The organism is Streptomyces sp. a15 (genome assembly GCF_059026085.1).
In genome coordinates this window covers 268,663-284,525 of record NZ_JBWLKM010000003.1, presented here as the reverse complement: position 1 = coordinate 284,525, position 15,863 = coordinate 268,663, and the positions used below count along the sequence as shown (strand labels likewise).

12 protein-coding genes are annotated in these 15,863 nt (G+C 71.6%); 9 read left to right on the top strand and 3 right to left on the bottom strand.

Annotated features, from left to right (window positions below; translation table 11 throughout):
* Positions 1-82: 82 nt before the first annotated feature.
* Positions 83-886, bottom strand: a complete 804-nt coding sequence (locus AC5P09_RS05875) for an SAM-dependent methyltransferase (protein WP_493872755.1) — start codon at positions 884-886, stop codon at positions 83-85.
* Positions 887-1,074: 188 nt separating this feature from the next.
* On the opposite strand from AC5P09_RS05875, the gene AC5P09_RS05870 reads away from it, so the two are divergent.
* The 7 genes from AC5P09_RS05870 to AC5P09_RS05840 all read left to right on the top strand — a co-directional run bounded on the left by AC5P09_RS05870 (position 1,075) and on the right by AC5P09_RS05840 (position 8,758).
* On the top strand, positions 1,075-1,368 hold the full coding sequence (locus AC5P09_RS05870) for a hypothetical protein (protein WP_493872754.1): 294 nt from the start codon (positions 1,075-1,077) through the stop codon (positions 1,366-1,368).
* Between the two features lie 212 nt (positions 1,369-1,580).
* On the top strand, positions 1,581-3,827 hold the full coding sequence (locus tag AC5P09_RS05865; protein WP_493872753.1) for an MMPL family transporter: 2,247 nt from the start codon (positions 1,581-1,583) through the stop codon (positions 3,825-3,827).
* Complete coding sequence (locus AC5P09_RS05860) at positions 3,805-4,380, top strand: GNAT family N-acetyltransferase (protein WP_266433490.1); 576 nt, start codon at positions 3,805-3,807, stop codon at positions 4,378-4,380. Before AC5P09_RS05865 ends, AC5P09_RS05860 begins: the two co-directional genes overlap by 23 nt.
* 35 nt (positions 4,381-4,415) lie before the next feature.
* Complete coding sequence (locus tag AC5P09_RS05855) at positions 4,416-4,997, top strand: hypothetical protein (protein ID WP_493872752.1); 582 nt, start codon at positions 4,416-4,418, stop codon at positions 4,995-4,997.
* 205 nt (positions 4,998-5,202) lie between these two features.
* On the top strand, positions 5,203-5,388 hold the full coding sequence (locus AC5P09_RS05850; RefSeq protein WP_307677471.1) for a hypothetical protein: 186 nt from the start codon (positions 5,203-5,205) through the stop codon (positions 5,386-5,388).
* Between the two features lie 71 nt (positions 5,389-5,459).
* Positions 5,460-8,528, top strand: a complete 3,069-nt coding sequence (locus AC5P09_RS05845; protein WP_493872751.1) for a helix-turn-helix transcriptional regulator — start codon at positions 5,460-5,462, stop codon at positions 8,526-8,528.
* A gap of 38 nt (positions 8,529-8,566) precedes the next feature.
* Positions 8,567-8,758 carry a DUF6191 domain-containing protein gene (locus AC5P09_RS05840; RefSeq protein WP_493872750.1) on the top strand — a complete coding sequence of 64 codons (192 nt, stop codon included), beginning with the start codon at positions 8,567-8,569 and terminating at the stop codon, positions 8,756-8,758.
* A 15-nt stretch (positions 8,759-8,773) separates the two neighbouring features.
* Here AC5P09_RS05840 and AC5P09_RS05835 read toward each other — a convergent pair whose 3' ends face one another.
* Positions 8,774-9,946, bottom strand: a complete 1,173-nt coding sequence (locus AC5P09_RS05835) for a PQQ-dependent sugar dehydrogenase (protein WP_493872749.1) — start codon at positions 9,944-9,946, stop codon at positions 8,774-8,776.
* Positions 9,947-10,089: 143 nt separating this feature from the next.
* Positions 10,090-11,088: an aldo/keto reductase gene (locus AC5P09_RS05830; protein WP_493872748.1), complete on the bottom strand. Its 999-nt coding sequence runs from the start codon at positions 11,086-11,088 to the stop codon at positions 10,090-10,092.
* A gap of 76 nt (positions 11,089-11,164) precedes the next feature.
* Between AC5P09_RS05830 and AC5P09_RS05825 the strand changes: the two genes are divergently transcribed.
* Both AC5P09_RS05825 and AC5P09_RS05820 read left to right on the top strand, forming a co-directional pair.
* Entirely contained in the window at positions 11,165-12,115 is a 951-nt protein-coding gene (locus AC5P09_RS05825; RefSeq protein ID WP_493872747.1) for a 2-hydroxyacid dehydrogenase, read from the top strand.
* A 487-nt stretch (positions 12,116-12,602) separates the two neighbouring features.
* Positions 12,603-15,635, top strand: a complete 3,033-nt coding sequence (locus AC5P09_RS05820) for a putative bifunctional diguanylate cyclase/phosphodiesterase (RefSeq protein WP_493872746.1) — start codon at positions 12,603-12,605, stop codon at positions 15,633-15,635.
* Positions 15,636-15,863 lie beyond the last annotated feature (228 nt).

Sequence of the window (15,863 nt, the reverse complement as noted above, 5' to 3'; positions counted from 1 at the left end):
TCGGTCGCGATGCATCCCCCTGGGCGCGTTTTCAGGGGCGGACGCCCTAAGAGTGGCGCCCTAAGAGTGGCGCCCTACGAGCTCAGAGCCGGCGCCCCACGAGCCGTACGAAGCCCAGCGCGCGCCCCTCGTCCACCCGCAGCATCTCCGCGCACTGGCGGGCCATCCGCACGTGGAACTCCTCGGTGCTCTCCTCGGCGACCACGTCGCACCACAGGAGCCAGTCCCGCCAGCCGTCCGGCTGCCAGTCGGCCGCCTCGACCTCGACGACCCCGCTGCGCGTCCAGTGGCGCCGCCACCAGTCGGGGGAGTGGAAGCACCAGAAGTCGGGCTCCCACCACGGCGTGAGGTGCTCGGGCGGCTCGGTGCCCGCCGGCTCCTCCCGCAGCGCGGGGACGACGACACCGATCCGCCCGCCCGGCTTCAACAGCCGGGTCAAGGCAGGCAGATAGAGGTCGTCGGTGCCGAAGTACTGGTACGCGTCGATGCTCGCGATGGCGTCGAAGCTGCCCTCGGCGAAGGGCAGGTCGTGCGCCTCGACGTGCACGGGCTGCACCCGGTCGGCGAATCCGGCCTCGGCGATCCGACGGGCGTTCTCGTCGGGCTTGACCCACAGGTCGGCCGCGGTGACCTGGGCGTCGTACTCCCTGGCCAGGAAGACCGAGGTCATCGCCCGGCCGCAGCCCAGGTCGAGGACGCGGGCGCCGGGGCGCAGGGCGTCGAGCCCGAGGGCGGGCGCGAGCCACTCCAGCAGCCACAGCGCGTGCGGGCCCATCTGGTTCTCGATGGTCCAGCGGACGTCGTAGCTGTTGCTGCGCGGGTAGCGGGCGTGGGTCAGCCGCTTGGTGAGGTCCTCATTCGAGGTCCTCGGGGTGTTGTCTGGCATCGGTGAACGGGCTCCTTGAGTCCGGGGAAGCGGAAGGGGATACGGAGGAGCTCGGCCGGACGCTCAAACAACGCACCTGCTCAGGTCGGCGGCGAGGTGCCGCGAGGACGGAAGACGCGCGGAAACTATCAGTCGGCCGCCGGGCCCCGCATCCGATTTCTCAGCCGGACGCGGTACGCTCGCCCGCCATGAGTGGACGCGGTGATTCCGAGATACACGACGTCGGAGATCCGGCCGAGGACGCCCGGCGGGCCCGCTGGACGGCGGCCGCCGGCGGGGCGCTGCTGGCGCTCGCGGGCCTGGCCGCGTCGACGCTCCGCCTCACCGGCTCCGCACCCACGCTCGTCCCGGCCGCCTACGCCCTCGGCGCTGCCGTGTGCGCGCTGGCGTCGGTCCTCGGGTCCCGCGGGCGCACACGGCGGGCCCTGTGGCTGCTGATCGCCGGCGTGATGGTGATGGCGCTGGGCGACCAGTTCGACTGAGGTGACAGAGTGCCCGTTACTGTCCTGTGATCTGTCTCCCACTCTTGTGAATAAACGCACGAACGCGTCAAACGATCACTTCCGCCTGCCAGAGTGGTCCTCACATTGCTCATGCGTTCTTTGCGGGCCGTTCACATCGTGCAGTTCGAGGATGTTTTATGAACGACTGTTCCCGGTCAAAGATCCAGATATAGCCCCCCGGGAGCTCGTTCGTGGCAGCCCTCGCACGCTGGTGTGTCCAACGACGCCTCGTCGTCGTTCTCCTGTGGCTCCTCGCCCTCGGCGGAGTGAGCACGGCCGCCGCCGTCGCGGGCTCCGCCTACTCGAACGACTACGAGGTCCCCGGCACCGAGTCCGGCCGCGCCACCCAGCTGCTGCGTGACGGCTTCCCGGAACTCGGCGGCGACAGCGACACCGTTGTCTGGCACACCGACTCCGGCACCGTCCGGGCCGCCGACGTCGAACAGACCATGACCCGCGCCCTGGACCGGATCGAGGCCCTGCCCGGCGTGGCCGCCGTCTTTGGCCCGTACGACGATCAGGGCGCCGCCCGGATCAGCGCCGACGGACACACGGCCTACGCCACGGTGACCTTCGACGATCCGGCCGAGCACATCGACCAGGGCGAGGCACGGGCCGTCGTCAGCGCCGCGAAGGACGCCGCGAGCGACGGGCTCCAGGTGGAGCTCGGCGGCACCGCCATCGCGCTCACCGAGTCGTCCGGCGGACACCTCGCCGAGGTGGTCGGTGTGGCCGTCGCCGCGCTCGTCCTGTTCCTCGCCTTCGGCTCGCTCGCCGCCTCGCTGCTGCCCATCGCCACCGCACTGGTCAGCGTCGGCACCGCGTACGCCGGGATCGTGCTGCTCGGACACGTCATGACCGTCGCCGACTTCGCGCCCATGCTCGGGATGCTGATCGGGCTCGGCGTCGGCATCGACTACGCGCTGTTCATCGTCACCAGACACCGGCGCGGCCTCAAACGCGGCCTGCCTGTGACGGAAGCGGTCACCAACGCCGTCGCCACCACCGGACGAGCGGTGGTCTTCGCGGGTGCCACCGTTTGCATCGCCCTGCTGGGGATGCTGATCCTCCGGCTCGGCTTCCTCAACGGTGTCGCGATAGCCGCCTCGCTGACCGTCGTCCTGACGGTCGCGGCCTCCGTGACCCTGCTGCCCGCCCTGCTGTCCCTCATCGGCATGCGCGCCCTCAGCCGACGCGAGCGGCGCCACCTCGTCGAACACGGGCCCCAGCCGGAACTGCCGACCGGGTTCGCCGCCCGCTGGTCGGCGTTCGTCGAGCGCCACCCCAAGCTGCTCGGTGTGCTCGCCCTCGGCGTGATCACGGTCCTCGCCCTGCCCACCCTCGGGCTCCACCTGGGCACCTCCGACCAGGGCAACAACCCGCGGACGTCGACCACACGCCAGGCGTACGACCTCCTCGCGGACGGCTTCGGACCCGGCGTGAACGGCCCCCTCACCCTCGTCACGCACGTCCACGGCGCCGAGGACAAACTCGCCCTGGACAACCTCGACGCCACCGTCCGCACCACCGAGGGCGTCGCGTCGGTGACACCGGTGACGTACGACTCCGGCGGCGACACCGCGTACTTCACGATCGTCCCCGAGTCCTCGCCGCAGTCCCAGCGGACCAGCGACCTCGTCGACCGGCTGCGCAGCGACGTTCTGCCGCGCGCCGAGACCGGGACCTCCCTCGACGTCCAGGTCGGCGGGGTGACGGCCGGCTACGACGACTTCGCCGAGGTCATCGTCGGCAAGCTGCCCCTGTTCGTCGGCGTCGTCATCGGCCTGGGCTGTCTGCTGCTCCTGTTCGCCTTCCGGTCCGTCGGCATCCCGCTGAAGGCCGCCGTGATGAACGTCGCCGCGGTCGCCGCCGCCTTCGGCGTGGTCGTCGCGATCTTCCAGTGGGGCTGGGGGAGCGAGCTGCTGGGGCTGGGCCGCGCCGGGCCCATCGAGCCCTTCCTCCCGGTGATCATGGTGTCGGTCCTCTTCGGGCTCTCCATGGACTACCAGGTCTTCCTGGTCAGCCGGATGTACGAGGAGTGGCTGGAGACCGGTGACAACCGGCGGGCCGTCCGCGTCGGTCTCGCCGAGACCAGCCGGGTGATCAACTCCGCCGCCGTCATCATGATCTCCGTCTTCCTCGCCTTCGTGCTCAGCGGCGACCGGGTGATCGCCATGTTCGGCATCGCGCTCGCCGCCGCCGTCGCCCTCGACGCGTTCGTGCTCCGTACGTTGCTGGTGCCGGCCCTGATGCACCTGCTCGGCGGCGCCAACTGGTGGCTGCCGCGCTGGCTGGACCGCCGTATGCCCCGCATCAGCATCGAGCCGCCCGAGCGCCGCGCCGCCCATGAAAGGCTGGCCGCCGTGGCGGACGCCGAGGTGGCGGACGTACTGGCGAAGGGGCGGGACGAAGAGGATGTACGCGATATCTCTGGGTGACGACGGAGCCGAACTGCGTCCCTTGGAGCCCTGGCACGCCGAGGAGTTCCTGGCGCATCTGGACCGGGGGCGGGAGTTCATCGGACAGTTCATCGCCTTCGGCTCCAAGGCGACGGACGTGGAGTCCACGCGGGCCATGCTCCAGCGGTACGCCGACATGCGCGCCGCCGACACCGCCTCCCTGCACGGCCTGTGGCTGGAGGGGAAGCTCGTGGGCGGAGTGCTGTTCCTGAACTTCGACGCGGAGAACGCCAACTGCGAGGTCGGCTGCTGGCTGGAACCCGCCGGCACCGGGCGCGGTCTGGTCACCCGGGCCATGCGGATCCTCATCGACTTCGCCGTCGAGCAGCGCGGCATCCACCGCGTCGAGTGGATCGCCGCCACGGGGAACACGCCCAGCCTGAACGTGGCCCGGCGGCTGGGGATGACCCTGGAGGGAGTGCGCCGGGAGAGCCACCCCTATGGTGGTGTGCGGCACGACCTCGAGGTGTGGTCGATTCTCGCGCCCGAGTGGCGGGACGCACGCGCGCGTGCCGCCCACAGCGATCATTAAGAAACCTCTCAGACAGGATCCGTACGGTGCCGGACATGGGAACCAAGACAGTTGACGAGACCGGCGCCGAGACGGGTGCCGAGACCACGACCGACGAGGAGAAGACGGGCACCACCGACCTGACCAAGACCGACGAGGCGACGAAGACCGAGGCCGACGCCGAGGTCGACGTCGACACCGACGACCTGGGCGAGGAGCTCGAGCCGGTCGAGGCGGAGGGCCCGACGGGCGTGGGCCAGGGTGCCGGTGCCGTCGTCTCCGCCGCGCTCGGCGTCGTCTCGCTCACCGGCGGGTGGATCTCCACCGTCGCCGCCGCCCGCGAGACCCTCATCGGCCAGCTGGGGACCTCGTCCACCGCGAGCGTCGCCACGCAGGTCAAGGAGGTGTACGGCGACGCCTGGGAGACCACCGCGATGTGGGGTGGCATCTTCGCGCTCGTCGCGCTGCTCGTCGGTGCCGCGGTCCTGGTCCGGCCCGCCTTCGGGACGCCCGGCAAGCCGCAGGCCGTGTGGATCAAGTCGGTCGCCTGGGGCGGTGTCTCGCTCGGCGTCATCGGCCTGCTCCTGGCCGTCCTGAAGTACACCGACGTCCTGCTGGGACTGCCGTCGGCCAGCTGACACACCATGTGACCCGAGGGGTCTTAGGAACGCCGTGAGCGACTTACGGCCCTCCTAAGGCCCCTCACGCACGTCTAAGGCCCCGCCCGCCGCGGAAGATGCGGAACTCTCCCGATGTGGCGGCCCCGCCTGGGAGACGAAGGTGGAGACATCGCAGCAAGCGAAGCCGACACCGGCCTCTCACCAGGGACACAGGGGACACACCATGTACGAGTACGAGATCTCCCAGCTCCGTTCCGCCGAACTGATCCGCCGGGCCGAGCAGGAGCGGCTGGCCCGCGAGGCCCTCCGCGGCCGCCGCGCCGCCCGCCGCGAGGCCGCCCGGCGTGCCGCCGAGGGCGAGGTGCATACCGGCCGCCCCCGCAGGCACCGGTTCCCGCGTACGGCGTGAGTGCCGGGGCGGGGGACGGCCTCCCCGGCCTCCCCGCGAAAACGGGTGCCGCACTGTCAGACCCGCGTGCGATGCTCGGCCTCGTGGAGACCAGGTCCGTCAGTCCGGTGTTCGTCGGTCGCACCGATGAGCTGGACACGCTGAACGACGCGCTCGCCCGCGCCACCGCGGGTGAGCCGCAGGCGTTACTGCTGGGCGGCGAGGCCGGTGTCGGCAAGACCCGCCTCGTCGAGGAGTTCGCCACCGCCGCCTGCCGACGCGGAGCCGTCGTCGCGCTCGGCGGCTGTGTCGAGATCGGCGCCGACGGACTGCCGTTCGCGCCCTTCTCCACCGCCCTGCGCGCCCTGCGCCGCGCACTGCCCGACGAGCTCGCCGCCGCGGCCGCCGGCCAGGAGGAGGAGCTCGCCCGGCTGCTGCCCGAACTCGGCGAAGCTGCGACTGCCCGAGGGCCTGGCCGGCACGACGAGGAGGGCATGGCCCGCCTCTTCGAACTCACCGCCCGCCTCCTGGAGCGCGTCGCCGCCGACCGCACGGTCGTCGTCGCCCTGGAGGACCTGCACTGGGCCGACGCCTCCACCCGCCACCTCCTCGCCTACCTCTTCCGCACCCTGCGCACCGGCCGCCTCGTCGTCCTCGCGACCTACCGCTCCGACGACATCCACCGCCGCCACCCGCTGCGCCCCCTGCTCGCCGAACTCGACCGGCTGCGCACCGTCCGCCGCCTCGAACTCGGCCGCTTCACCCGAGCCGAGGTCGGCCGCCAGGTCGCCGGCATCCTCGCCCACGAACCCGAGCCGGCCCAGGTCGACGAGATCTTCGAACGCTCCGACGGCAACGCCTTCTTCGTCGAGGAACTCGCCGTCGCCGCCCACGAGGGCTGCCGCACCGGCCTCACCGACTCCCTCCGCGACCTCCTCCTGGTCCGCGTCGAGGCACTGCCCGAGAGCGCCCAGCGGGTCGCCCGGATCGTCGCCGAGGGCGGCTCCACCGTCGAGTACCGGCTGCTCGCAGCCGTTGCCGGGCTCGTCGAGGACGACCTCATCGAGGCGCTCAGGGCCGCCGTCAACGCCAACATCCTGCTCGCCGCGCCCGAGGGGGACGGCTACCGCTTCCGCCACTCCCTGGTCCGCGAGGCCGTCGGCGACGACCTGCTGCCCGGCGAACGCTCCCGCCTCAACCGCCGCTACGCCCAAGCCCTGGAGGCCGACCCCACGCTCGTCCCGGCCGGCGAACGCGTGATGCGCCTGGGCAGCTACTGGTACCACGCCCACGACGCCGCCAAGGCCCTGCCCGCCGTCCTGGACGCCTCCGTCACCGCCCGCCGCCGGCACGCCTACTCCGAACAACTGCGGCTCCTGGAACGCGCGATGGAGCTGTGGGACTCCGCCCCCGAGGACGTCCGCGCCAGGCTGCGGCCCGCCGACTACACCGAGATCTACCCGCCCTGTGGCTGCGACCCGGCCACCACCCCGCTGCGCTACCTCGACCTGATGGCCGAGGCCGCGGTCGCCGGACGGCTGTGCTCGGAACGCGAACGCGCCCTGAAGATCATCAAGCGGGCGCTGCGACTGCTGGAGGACGAGGACGACCCGCTGCGCGCCGCCTGGTTCTGGACCCAGCGCTCCCGCCTGGTCCAGGCACAGGCCCGCGGTGACGGCTGGGCCGAACTGGCTACCGCCCAGGAACTCGTACGCGGCCTGCCGCCCTCGAAGGTGCACGCCGAGGTCCTCGCCACCGTCGCCAACTGGTCCATGGTGCACGCCCCCGGCCCCGACGCCTTCACGGCCGCCGAACGCGCCGTGGAGTACGCGCGGATGGTCGGCGTCCGGGAGACCGAGATGAACGCCCGCCTCACGCTCGGCGGCCTCATGGTCGAGGCGGGCGATGTCGAGGCGGGGCTCGCCGAGATGGTCGAGGTCAAAGAGCGGACGGTCGAGTACGGCATCTCCGCCATCGCGGCCCGCGCCTATATGAACCTGCCCGACGCCCTCGAATCCGTCGGTCGCTCCAAGGAGGCCGTTCCCGTTCTGGAGGAAGGCCTCGCCTACTCCCGGAAGTTCGGCCTGCTGGACTCCGAGGCCTGGATCTGGGGGAACTTCGCGGAGTCCCTGTACTCCCTGGGCCGCTGGGACCGCGCCGCCGAAGCGGGCACCAAGGCCGAACGCGTCGGCCAGAGCGCGAAGCCCCGTGGCTTCCACGCCACCCTCCGCGCCGAACTCGCCCTCGACCGAGGGGACCTGGCCGCAGCCGCCAGCCATCTGGCCGCCGCCCGCGAGCACTTCGGCAACCACGACCTCGCCCCCCAGCACGGGCTGCCCCTGGTCCGCCTCGCGATAGGCATCGCCGCGGGCGAGGGCCGGCTCCTGGACGCCCGCGCAGAACTCGAACGCGCCCTGGACGCAGGCTTCCCGCCCGCCTCCCAGCGCTATGTCTGGCGGATGCTGCTCAGCGCGGCCGCCGCGGAGGCCGACGCCCGCGACCTGCCCGCCGCCGGCCCGGGCCGCCCCGAGATCCTCGAACGCATCCGCACCACGGCCAAGCCCCTGGCCACCCACGTCCCCGTCTGGCAGGCCTACGAACGCTGGGTCCGCGCCGAACTGCTCCGAGCCGAGGGCGACACCCGCGCGGACACCTGGACAGAGGTCGTCACCGCCTTCGAGGCCCTGGAGCGCCCCTACGACCTCGCCCGCGTCCGCCTCCGCCTGGCCGAGGCCCTGCTGCTGCCGGGGGAGGGCGGCGACGACCGCGACCGCGCCACGGAGCTGCTCCGCCTCGCCCACGCCGTCGCCTCCCACCTCGGCGCCCGCCCGCTCGCCGACTCCGTCACGCTCCTCGCCCAACGCGCCCGCATCCCCCTGAACAGGCTGAACAGGGCCCCCGAGCAGTCGCCCGCGCCCGCGGACCCCGCCGAGTCCCTCGGTCTGACCGGCCGGGAACGCGACGTGCTGCGCCTGGTCTCCGCGGGCCGCACCAACCGCCAGATAGCCGAGGTCCTCTTCATTTCTCCGAAGACGGCCAGCGTCCACGTCTCGAACATCCTGGCCAAGCTCGGCGTCTCGGGCCGCGGCGAGGCCGCGGCGGTGGCGCATCGGCTGGGGCTGTTTCCGTCCGAACCGCTCACGATGCGGACGGCGCCCTGAGGTCTACGCTGAAAAGGACACCTGCCGGGGGAGACTCCGTGTTCAACCCCTTCGAGGAACTGTTCGCCCCCGGCCGCAAGCACACCCGTGACGAGCAGAACCGGCTGGAGCTCACCCGGGAGGACGTCGGCGACGGCGACCCCGGACGCGGGCCCATAGACCTCACGTCCGGGAAGGTCGTCGTACGGCCGCCGCAGCCGGACGACGAAGACTCCTCGTCGGAGGAATGAGGGCGGGCGCAGGCGTCAGCTGACCTGTATCTCCACGATCCGGTCGTCGCCCTCCTTCGGGTCGCCCCGGCCGTCCGTGTTGCTGGTGACCAGCCACAGTTTGTCGCCGCCCGCCGAGACCACCGTGCGCAGCCGGCCGTACTCGCCTTCCAGGAAGGCCTGCGGATCCGCCGAGGCCTCCGTGCCCTTCAGCGGGATGCGCCACAGGCGCTGGCCCTTGAGGCCCGCCATCCAGACAGAGCCTTCGGCGTGGGCGATGCCGCTGGGAGAGGCGTCGTCCGTGCCCCACTGGGCTATCGGGTTGTGGTACTTGGAATCGCTCGACCTGCCCTCGGCCTCCGGCCAGCCGTAGTTGTCGCCCGGCGTGATCGCGTTCAGCTCGTCCCAGGTGTCCTGGCCGAACTCCGCGGCGAACAGGCGCTGCTTGTCGTCCCAGGCCAGGCCCTGCACATTGCGGTGGCCGTACGAATACAACGGGGAGTCCGGGAAGGGGTTGCCCGGGGCCGGCTCGCCCTCCGGGGTCATGCGCAGGATCTTGCCGCCCAGGGACTTGGTGTCCTGGGACAGACCGGTGTCACCGCTCTCACCCGTGCCCGCGTACAGCAGCTTGTCCGGGCCGAAGGCGATCCGGCCGCCGTTGTGGATGTAGCCCTTCGGAATGCCCTTGAAGATCGTGTCGGGGGCGCCCAGCTGCTGGCCGGACGGCTTCTGCTCGTCGTACAGCATGCGCACGATGCGGTTGTCGGACGCTGAGGTGAAGTACGCGTAGACCATGTGGTCCGAGGCGTAGTCCGGCGAGAGGGCGAGGCCCATGAGGCCGCCCTCGCCGGCCGGTGACACCCCCGGCACCTCGCCCAGCTCGGTCTTCTTGCCCGTCTCCTCGTCGACCCGCGTGATCGTGGCCTCGTCACGGGAGGAGACCAGCAGGCCGCCGCCGGGGAGCGGGGCGAGGCCCCAGGGGGTGCTCAGGTCCTCGGCGACGGTGCGGACCACCTTCACCGAGCCCTTGGCGGGAGGAGCCTCCTCGGCGGCCTGTTCGGTGGGCGACGACCTTGATGTCGTACTGCTCGGTGCGGCGCTGTCAGCGCCGTCCGACGATCCCCCTCCGCCGTCGGAGGAGCAGCCGGCCGTCAGCACGAGCGCGGTCGCGGCCAATACGGCCGACACAGCTCGACGTTGCACGATCATGGTCCCTTCGACGGGGCGGTCTCGCGGCAGGTTCTACTTGTCATACACCGCTCGTGCCTCACAGGTTCCCGATCACCGCAACCCGACCCACGGAACCTCCCGCGGCGACCCGAATCCGTACCCCAGGTCCTACTCCCAGGTTCCTACTCCCAGGATCCCTGCGCCCGCGGCAGCTCCGCCATCTCCGCGAGATCCTGTGCCGTCAGGCGCAGGGTCGCCGCCCGTGCGTTGTCCGTCACCCAGCGCTCCTGCTTCGCCCCGGGCACCGGGACCGCATGGCGCCCCTGCGCCAGCACCCAGGCCAGGGCCACCTGGGCCGGGGTGACGTCCTCGCCGTGGCGGCGGGCCACACGGCGCAGCCCGACCACTATCGGCTGGTTGGCGGCCATCATCTCCGCGGTGAAGCGGGGGTGGCGGGCGCGTACGTCGTCCGGTTCGAAGCCCTCGCCGGGGGTGAGCGTGCCGGTCAGGAAACCGTTGCCGAGCGGCATCGCGGCCAGGAAGCCGATGCCGCGCGCCTCGCACCACGGCAGCAGCGCCTCCGTCGCCTCCGGCGACCACACCGACAGCTCGGCCTGTACGGCGCTCACCGGGAACACCTGCTGCACCCGCTGCAACTGCCGGATCGTGGCGTCGTACAGCCGGGCCCCGGAGCGGCGGCCGCCCCGCGCGCCCATCGCGCACAGCCCCAACGCCCGCACTTTTCCGGCCTGCACGAGCTCCGCCATCGCACCCCAGGTCTCTTCCACGGGCACTTCGGGGTCGGCCCGGTGCAGCTGGTAAAGGTCGATGACGTCGGTCTGCAGGCGCCGCAACGACGCGTCACAGGCCCGCTTCACATAGCCGGGGCGGCCGTTCGCCACGATGTGCTGCTCGCCCACCAGCAGGCCGACCTTGGTCGACACGAAGGCGTCCTCGCGCCGCTCCTTCAGCACCCGCCCCAGCAGCAGTTCGTTGGTGAACGGGCCGTACATGTCGGCCGTGTCCAGGAGCGTCGAGCCCAGGTCCAGCGCCCGGTGCACGGCCCTGACCGACTCGTCGCCGCGCTGCCGCGAACCGCTGTACGCCCAGCTCATCGGCATGCAGCCGAGTCCGACGGCACCCACCGTGAGCGCCGCCGCGCCGATCGTCCTGCGCTCCACCTGCTCGTGACCCTCCCTCTCCTGGTCCCCCAACCTAACCTCTGCGGTCGGCAGCGCCTGACATAGCCTCCTGACCATGACTGCTGACGTGTGGCTGCCCATCCCGCCGGAAGACATCGATGGGCTCCCCGAGGGCCTGAACTACCGCTTCTGGAACGGCGATGAGGACTTTCCCGCGGACCCGGCCGACTGCGCGTACTACGTCGTCCCCTACATGAAGCCCATGGAGGTCGGACTGCGACCGGTACCCCGCCTGAGCTCCGTGCAGGTCGTGCAGACGCTCTCGGCCGGCACCGACGCGATCGAGCCGGGCCTCAAGTACCTGCCTCAGGGCGTGCAGCTGTGCAACGCGCGCGGGGTGCACGAGGCCAGCACCGCCGAGCTCACCCTCACCCTGATCCTCGCCTCGCTGCGCGGCGTCCCCGACTTCGTACGGGCCCAGGACAAGGGGGAGTGGCGCGGCGGGTTCCGGCCCGCGCTCGCCGACAAGAACGTCCTCATCGTGGGGTACGGCTCGATCGGATCAGCGATCGAGGACCGGCTCGTTCCGTTCGAGGTCGCGCGGGTGGCGCGCGTCGCGCGCTCCGAGCGCACCACGGCGCGCGGGCCGGTGCATCCGCTCACCGAACTACCCGCCCTGCTCCCCGAGGCGGACGTCGTCGTCCTCTCCACGCCCCTCACCGAGACCACCCGTCACCTGGTGAACGCCGACTTCCTCGGTCGTATGAAGGAGGGCGCGCTGCTGGTCAACGTGGCCCGCGGCCCGGTCGTCGACACCAAGGCGCTGCTCGCCGAGCTGGAGAACGGCCGCATCACCGCCGCCCTCGATGTCACCGACCCCGAACCGCTGCCTCCGGGCCACCCCCTGTGGCAGGCTCCGGGCGTGCTCATCAGCCCGCACGTCGGCGGACCGACGTCCGCGTTCCTGCCCCGCGCCCAGCGACTGCTGGTGGACCAGTTGAACCGTTTCGTGAACCGGGAGCCCTTGCGCAACGTGATCCGTACGACAGGTCCAACAGGCGTGTGACGCCGCCCGGATGAGCATCGCGCGCCCGGCCCGCACGCCGGGTGCAACAGGCGCGTAATCCGTTTCCGGTACCCTCCGCAACCCTCCGGACGCGGTCCGTGCTCGCATCTGTGCTGGTCGTCACGGAGCGTAGAGGAACTATGTCCCTGAGTGACGAGACTGGTGTATCGTCCCGACAGGGGCTGCGCCGCGCACCGATCGGCGCCGGGGATGGACATTTCAGACTGTGAGGGGGGCGACGGGCGATGCACGGCCTATGGACGAGCGATCCGACGCGGCGGGGCCGCCGGCGGCGACCCTGGCACACGGCTGCGCGCAGACGCGGCCATCACGCGGGCCACGGCAGTCACCACGCACAGCACGACGGCCGGCAGAGCCAACACCGTCACAGCCATCATCACCGCAGGCACAGCAGCCGCAGGAGGCATGCGCACCCAGCGCACCGGGACCCCAGGGACCCGGGAGCGGCGCGGACCGGGAGGGCCCGGTGAGTTCGCCCCCACCTTCCACGACCACCCTTGACGGACCGCTGCGGGCACAGCCCGCGCCGGGGGCGACGCCGACCCGCCCACCGGCCCTCGGCGGCGCGTCGAGCCTGGTCCACCAACTCGTCCTGGCCCTGGTGTGCGCGGGATACGCCGTCGGTTCCGCGTTCGGCTGGGGTTCACGGCAAGTCGCGCTGATCATGGGCGACTTCGGGCTGAGCGCCGCAGCCGGCGCCGCGGCCGTGTCCTGCTTCCTCTACGCCCGCAACCCCCGTATCCGCTTTCGCCCCGCCTGGCTGCTCTTCGGCCTCTCCTCGGCGATGGCGGCCATGGGCAACCTGATCTGGGGGTGGTACGAGGTCGTGCTGGAGCGGCCCGTGCCCAGCCCCAGCTACGCCGACCTGTTCTTCCTGTGCTTCGCGCCGCCCGCGATCGTGGGACTGCTGGTGCTCGCCAAGCGGCCGGTGACCAAGGCCGGTTGGGTCTGCCTGGGCCTGGACGCCTGGTTGATCGGCGGCTCGCTGCTCACGCTGTCCTGGAGCCTCGCCCTCGCGCAGGCGGCCAAGTCCGAGGGGTCGAGCGTGGCGCACACCGCGCTGTCGCTCGCCTACCCACTGCTCGACATCGCCCTGGTCAGCATGGTGCTGGCCCTGCACTTCCGGCGCTCGGCGGTGAACCGTACGCGGGTCAACACCGCCATCGGCGCGCTCGCCCTGACCGTGATGTGCGACGCCCTGTTCACCTCACCGCTGCTCCACCACACCTACCGCTCCGGGCAGTTGCTCGACGCGGGCTGGTTCGCCGGCTCGCTGCTGCTCGCGTACGCCCCCTGGGCCGCCCCGCGACGCGGAGAGGCGGAGGCCGTACGGCGGCACCCGGCCCGGCGCCGGACGGACGGGCACACGCGCGTGGTGCACGAGCACGTGCCGGGACAGCGCACCGTCCCGCACCACCACCAGCCCCCGGGCCCCGCACAGGGAGGTGATCACAGCCGGTATCCGGCCGCCCGGCCGATCGCCGGTTCGCTGGCCGCCCTCACGCCCTATCTCGCCGCCGCCGTCTGCACGCTCGGGATCCTCTACAACGTCCTGAGCGGCCGCAGCGTCGACCGCGTCGTGCTCCTCACCGGCGGCACGGTGGTGCTCGCCCTCGTGGTGCGCCAGGGCATCATGCTGCTCGACAACATCACCCTCACCCAGGAGCTGGCGCAGAAGGAGAACCACTTCCGCTCCCTGGTGCAGGGCTCCAGCGACGTCATCATGATCGCCGCACCGAACGGCATCCTCCGGTACGTCTCCCCGGCCGCCGCCGGGGTCTACGGACGTCCCGCGGAGGAGCTGGTGGGAACGGAACTGGCCGGCCTCATCCACCCGGAGGACCTGGGCTGCGTGGTGCACGAGGTGCGCCGCTTCCTCGCCGCCAGCCCACTGGAAGAACCCACCACGCGCATCGAGTGCCGGTTCCGCTCCGGCGACGGCGGCTGGCTCAACGTCGAGTCCACCGTCAACCGGCACCACGGCGGCCTCATCTTCAACAGCCGGGACGTGACCGAAAGGGTGCGCCTGCAGGCGCAGCTCCAGCACAACGCCGAGCACGACCCGCTGACCGACCTGCCCAACCGCGCCCTGTTCACCAAGCGGGTCCAGCAGGCCCTGTCCGGGCGCCGCTCCACCGACCGCGGCGCCGCCCTGCGGGGCACGGCGGTGCTCTTCATCGACCTGGACGGCTTCAAGGCCGTCAACGACACGATCGGGCACCAGGCCGGGGACGAACTGCTCGTCCAGGCCGCCCGCAGACTCCAGGACGCGGTCCGGCAGGGGGACACCGCCTCCCGGCTGGGCGGCGACGAGTTCGCGGCCCTGATCGTCGGCGACGGCGCCCGTGACCGCTCCGCCCGGGAGCGCCACATCATGGAGCTCGCCGACCGCCTCAGGATCACGCTCTCCCAGCCCTACCTCATCGACGGCAACGACGTCCGCGTCAACGCCTCCATCGGCGTCGCCTTCGCCGAGCCCGGCCTCGGTGCGGGCGAGATCCTGCGCAACGCCGACCTGGCCATGTACCGCGCCAAGGCGGGCGGCAAGGGCCGCGTCGAGCTGTACGCCCCACAGATGCAGCAGGACGTCGTACGGAAGGCCGAGCTGGCCACCCGTCTGCGTGCCGCCCTGAACGACGGCGAGTTCACACTGCTGCACCAGCCCGTGGTGTGCCTGGAGGACGGCCGGATCACCTCGGTCGCCGCCCAGGCGCGCTGGCGCTCCTCGCAGGGCGTGCTGTTCACGCCCGCCGAGTTCCTGCGGGTGGCCGAGGACAGCGACAAGACGGCCGAGCTGGGGCGCTGGGTCCTGGAGGAGGCCGTGGAACAGGCCGCCGAGCGCGCCACCAACGGGCTGGCCGTGCCGGTCGCGGTGCGGATGGGCGCGCGCCGGCTGCTGGACCGCTCGATGCCGCTCGCCTCGATCGAGGCCCTGCTGACCCGGCACGGGCTGCCGTCCGGGGCGCTGGTGATCGAGCTGTCCGACACCGACCCCCGGGTTCCGCTGGACGAGCTGGAACGCCGTCTGAGCGCCCTGCGCAGGCTCGGTGTCCGGATCGCCCTGGACGGCTTCGGAAGCGGGTACGCGGCCATCACGGCCCTGCGCAGGCTCCCCGTCGACGTACTGAAGCTCGACCGTGGTCTGGTCGAGGGCGTCGTCGAGTCGGCCCGGCTGCACAAGATCACCGGTGGGCTGCTGCGCATCGCCGGCGATCTCGGGCTCAAGTCCGTGGCCGAGGGCGTGGACCTGCCGGAGCAGGTCGTGGCGCTGCGCGCGATGGGGTGCACGCACGGGCAGGGCATGGCGTTCTCCGGCCCGCTGGACGAGTACCGGCTGCGCAGAGCGCTCGGATCCGGCCACTATCCGGTGCCGCACGGACCGGCGGAGCCCGCGTTCGCGGGTGGCGGTGCGGGGGTGTACACCGGTGGTGTGCCGGCGGTTTTCGGTGGCGGAACCACCCTCCGCTCACATAATGAGACTCCCGTCCCACCCACTTGACAGTGAGTGTGCGCCGGGGGGAGGGTCAGACCCATGCGCACCCGAATTCTCGTACTTGGAAAGCGCGTCGGCTGACGCTGGTGACGTCCGGGCAGACCCGGAACTCTCAGCGACCGCACCCGGCGCGCTCCCCTCGCTTGCCTCACGGCACGAGGGGTTTTTTGTTGCACAGACACCTGCCGTACAAGAGCCGTACACCGCACAAACCTCGCAAAAACCCTCAGCATC

Coding starts and splice junctions, on each gene's coding strand:
- AC5P09_RS05870 (WP_493872754.1), top strand. CDS start 1,075: ATGAGTGGACGCGGTGATTCCGAGATACACGACGTCGGAGATCCGGCC.
- AC5P09_RS05855 (WP_493872752.1), top strand. CDS start 4,416: ATGGGAACCAAGACAGTTGACGAGACCGGCGCCGAGACGGGTGCCGAG.
- AC5P09_RS05875 (WP_493872755.1), bottom strand. CDS start 886: ATGCCAGACAACACCCCGAGGACCTCGAATGAGGACCTCACCAAGCGG.
- AC5P09_RS05850 (WP_307677471.1), top strand. CDS start 5,203: ATGTACGAGTACGAGATCTCCCAGCTCCGTTCCGCCGAACTGATCCGC.
- AC5P09_RS05845 (WP_493872751.1), top strand. CDS start 5,460: ATGCTCGGCCTCGTGGAGACCAGGTCCGTCAGTCCGGTGTTCGTCGGT.
- AC5P09_RS05835 (WP_493872749.1), bottom strand. CDS start 9,946: ATGATCGTGCAACGTCGAGCTGTGTCGGCCGTATTGGCCGCGACCGCG.
- AC5P09_RS05860 (WP_266433490.1), top strand. CDS start 3,805: ATGTACGCGATATCTCTGGGTGACGACGGAGCCGAACTGCGTCCCTTG.
- AC5P09_RS05825 (WP_493872747.1), top strand. CDS start 11,165: ATGACTGCTGACGTGTGGCTGCCCATCCCGCCGGAAGACATCGATGGG.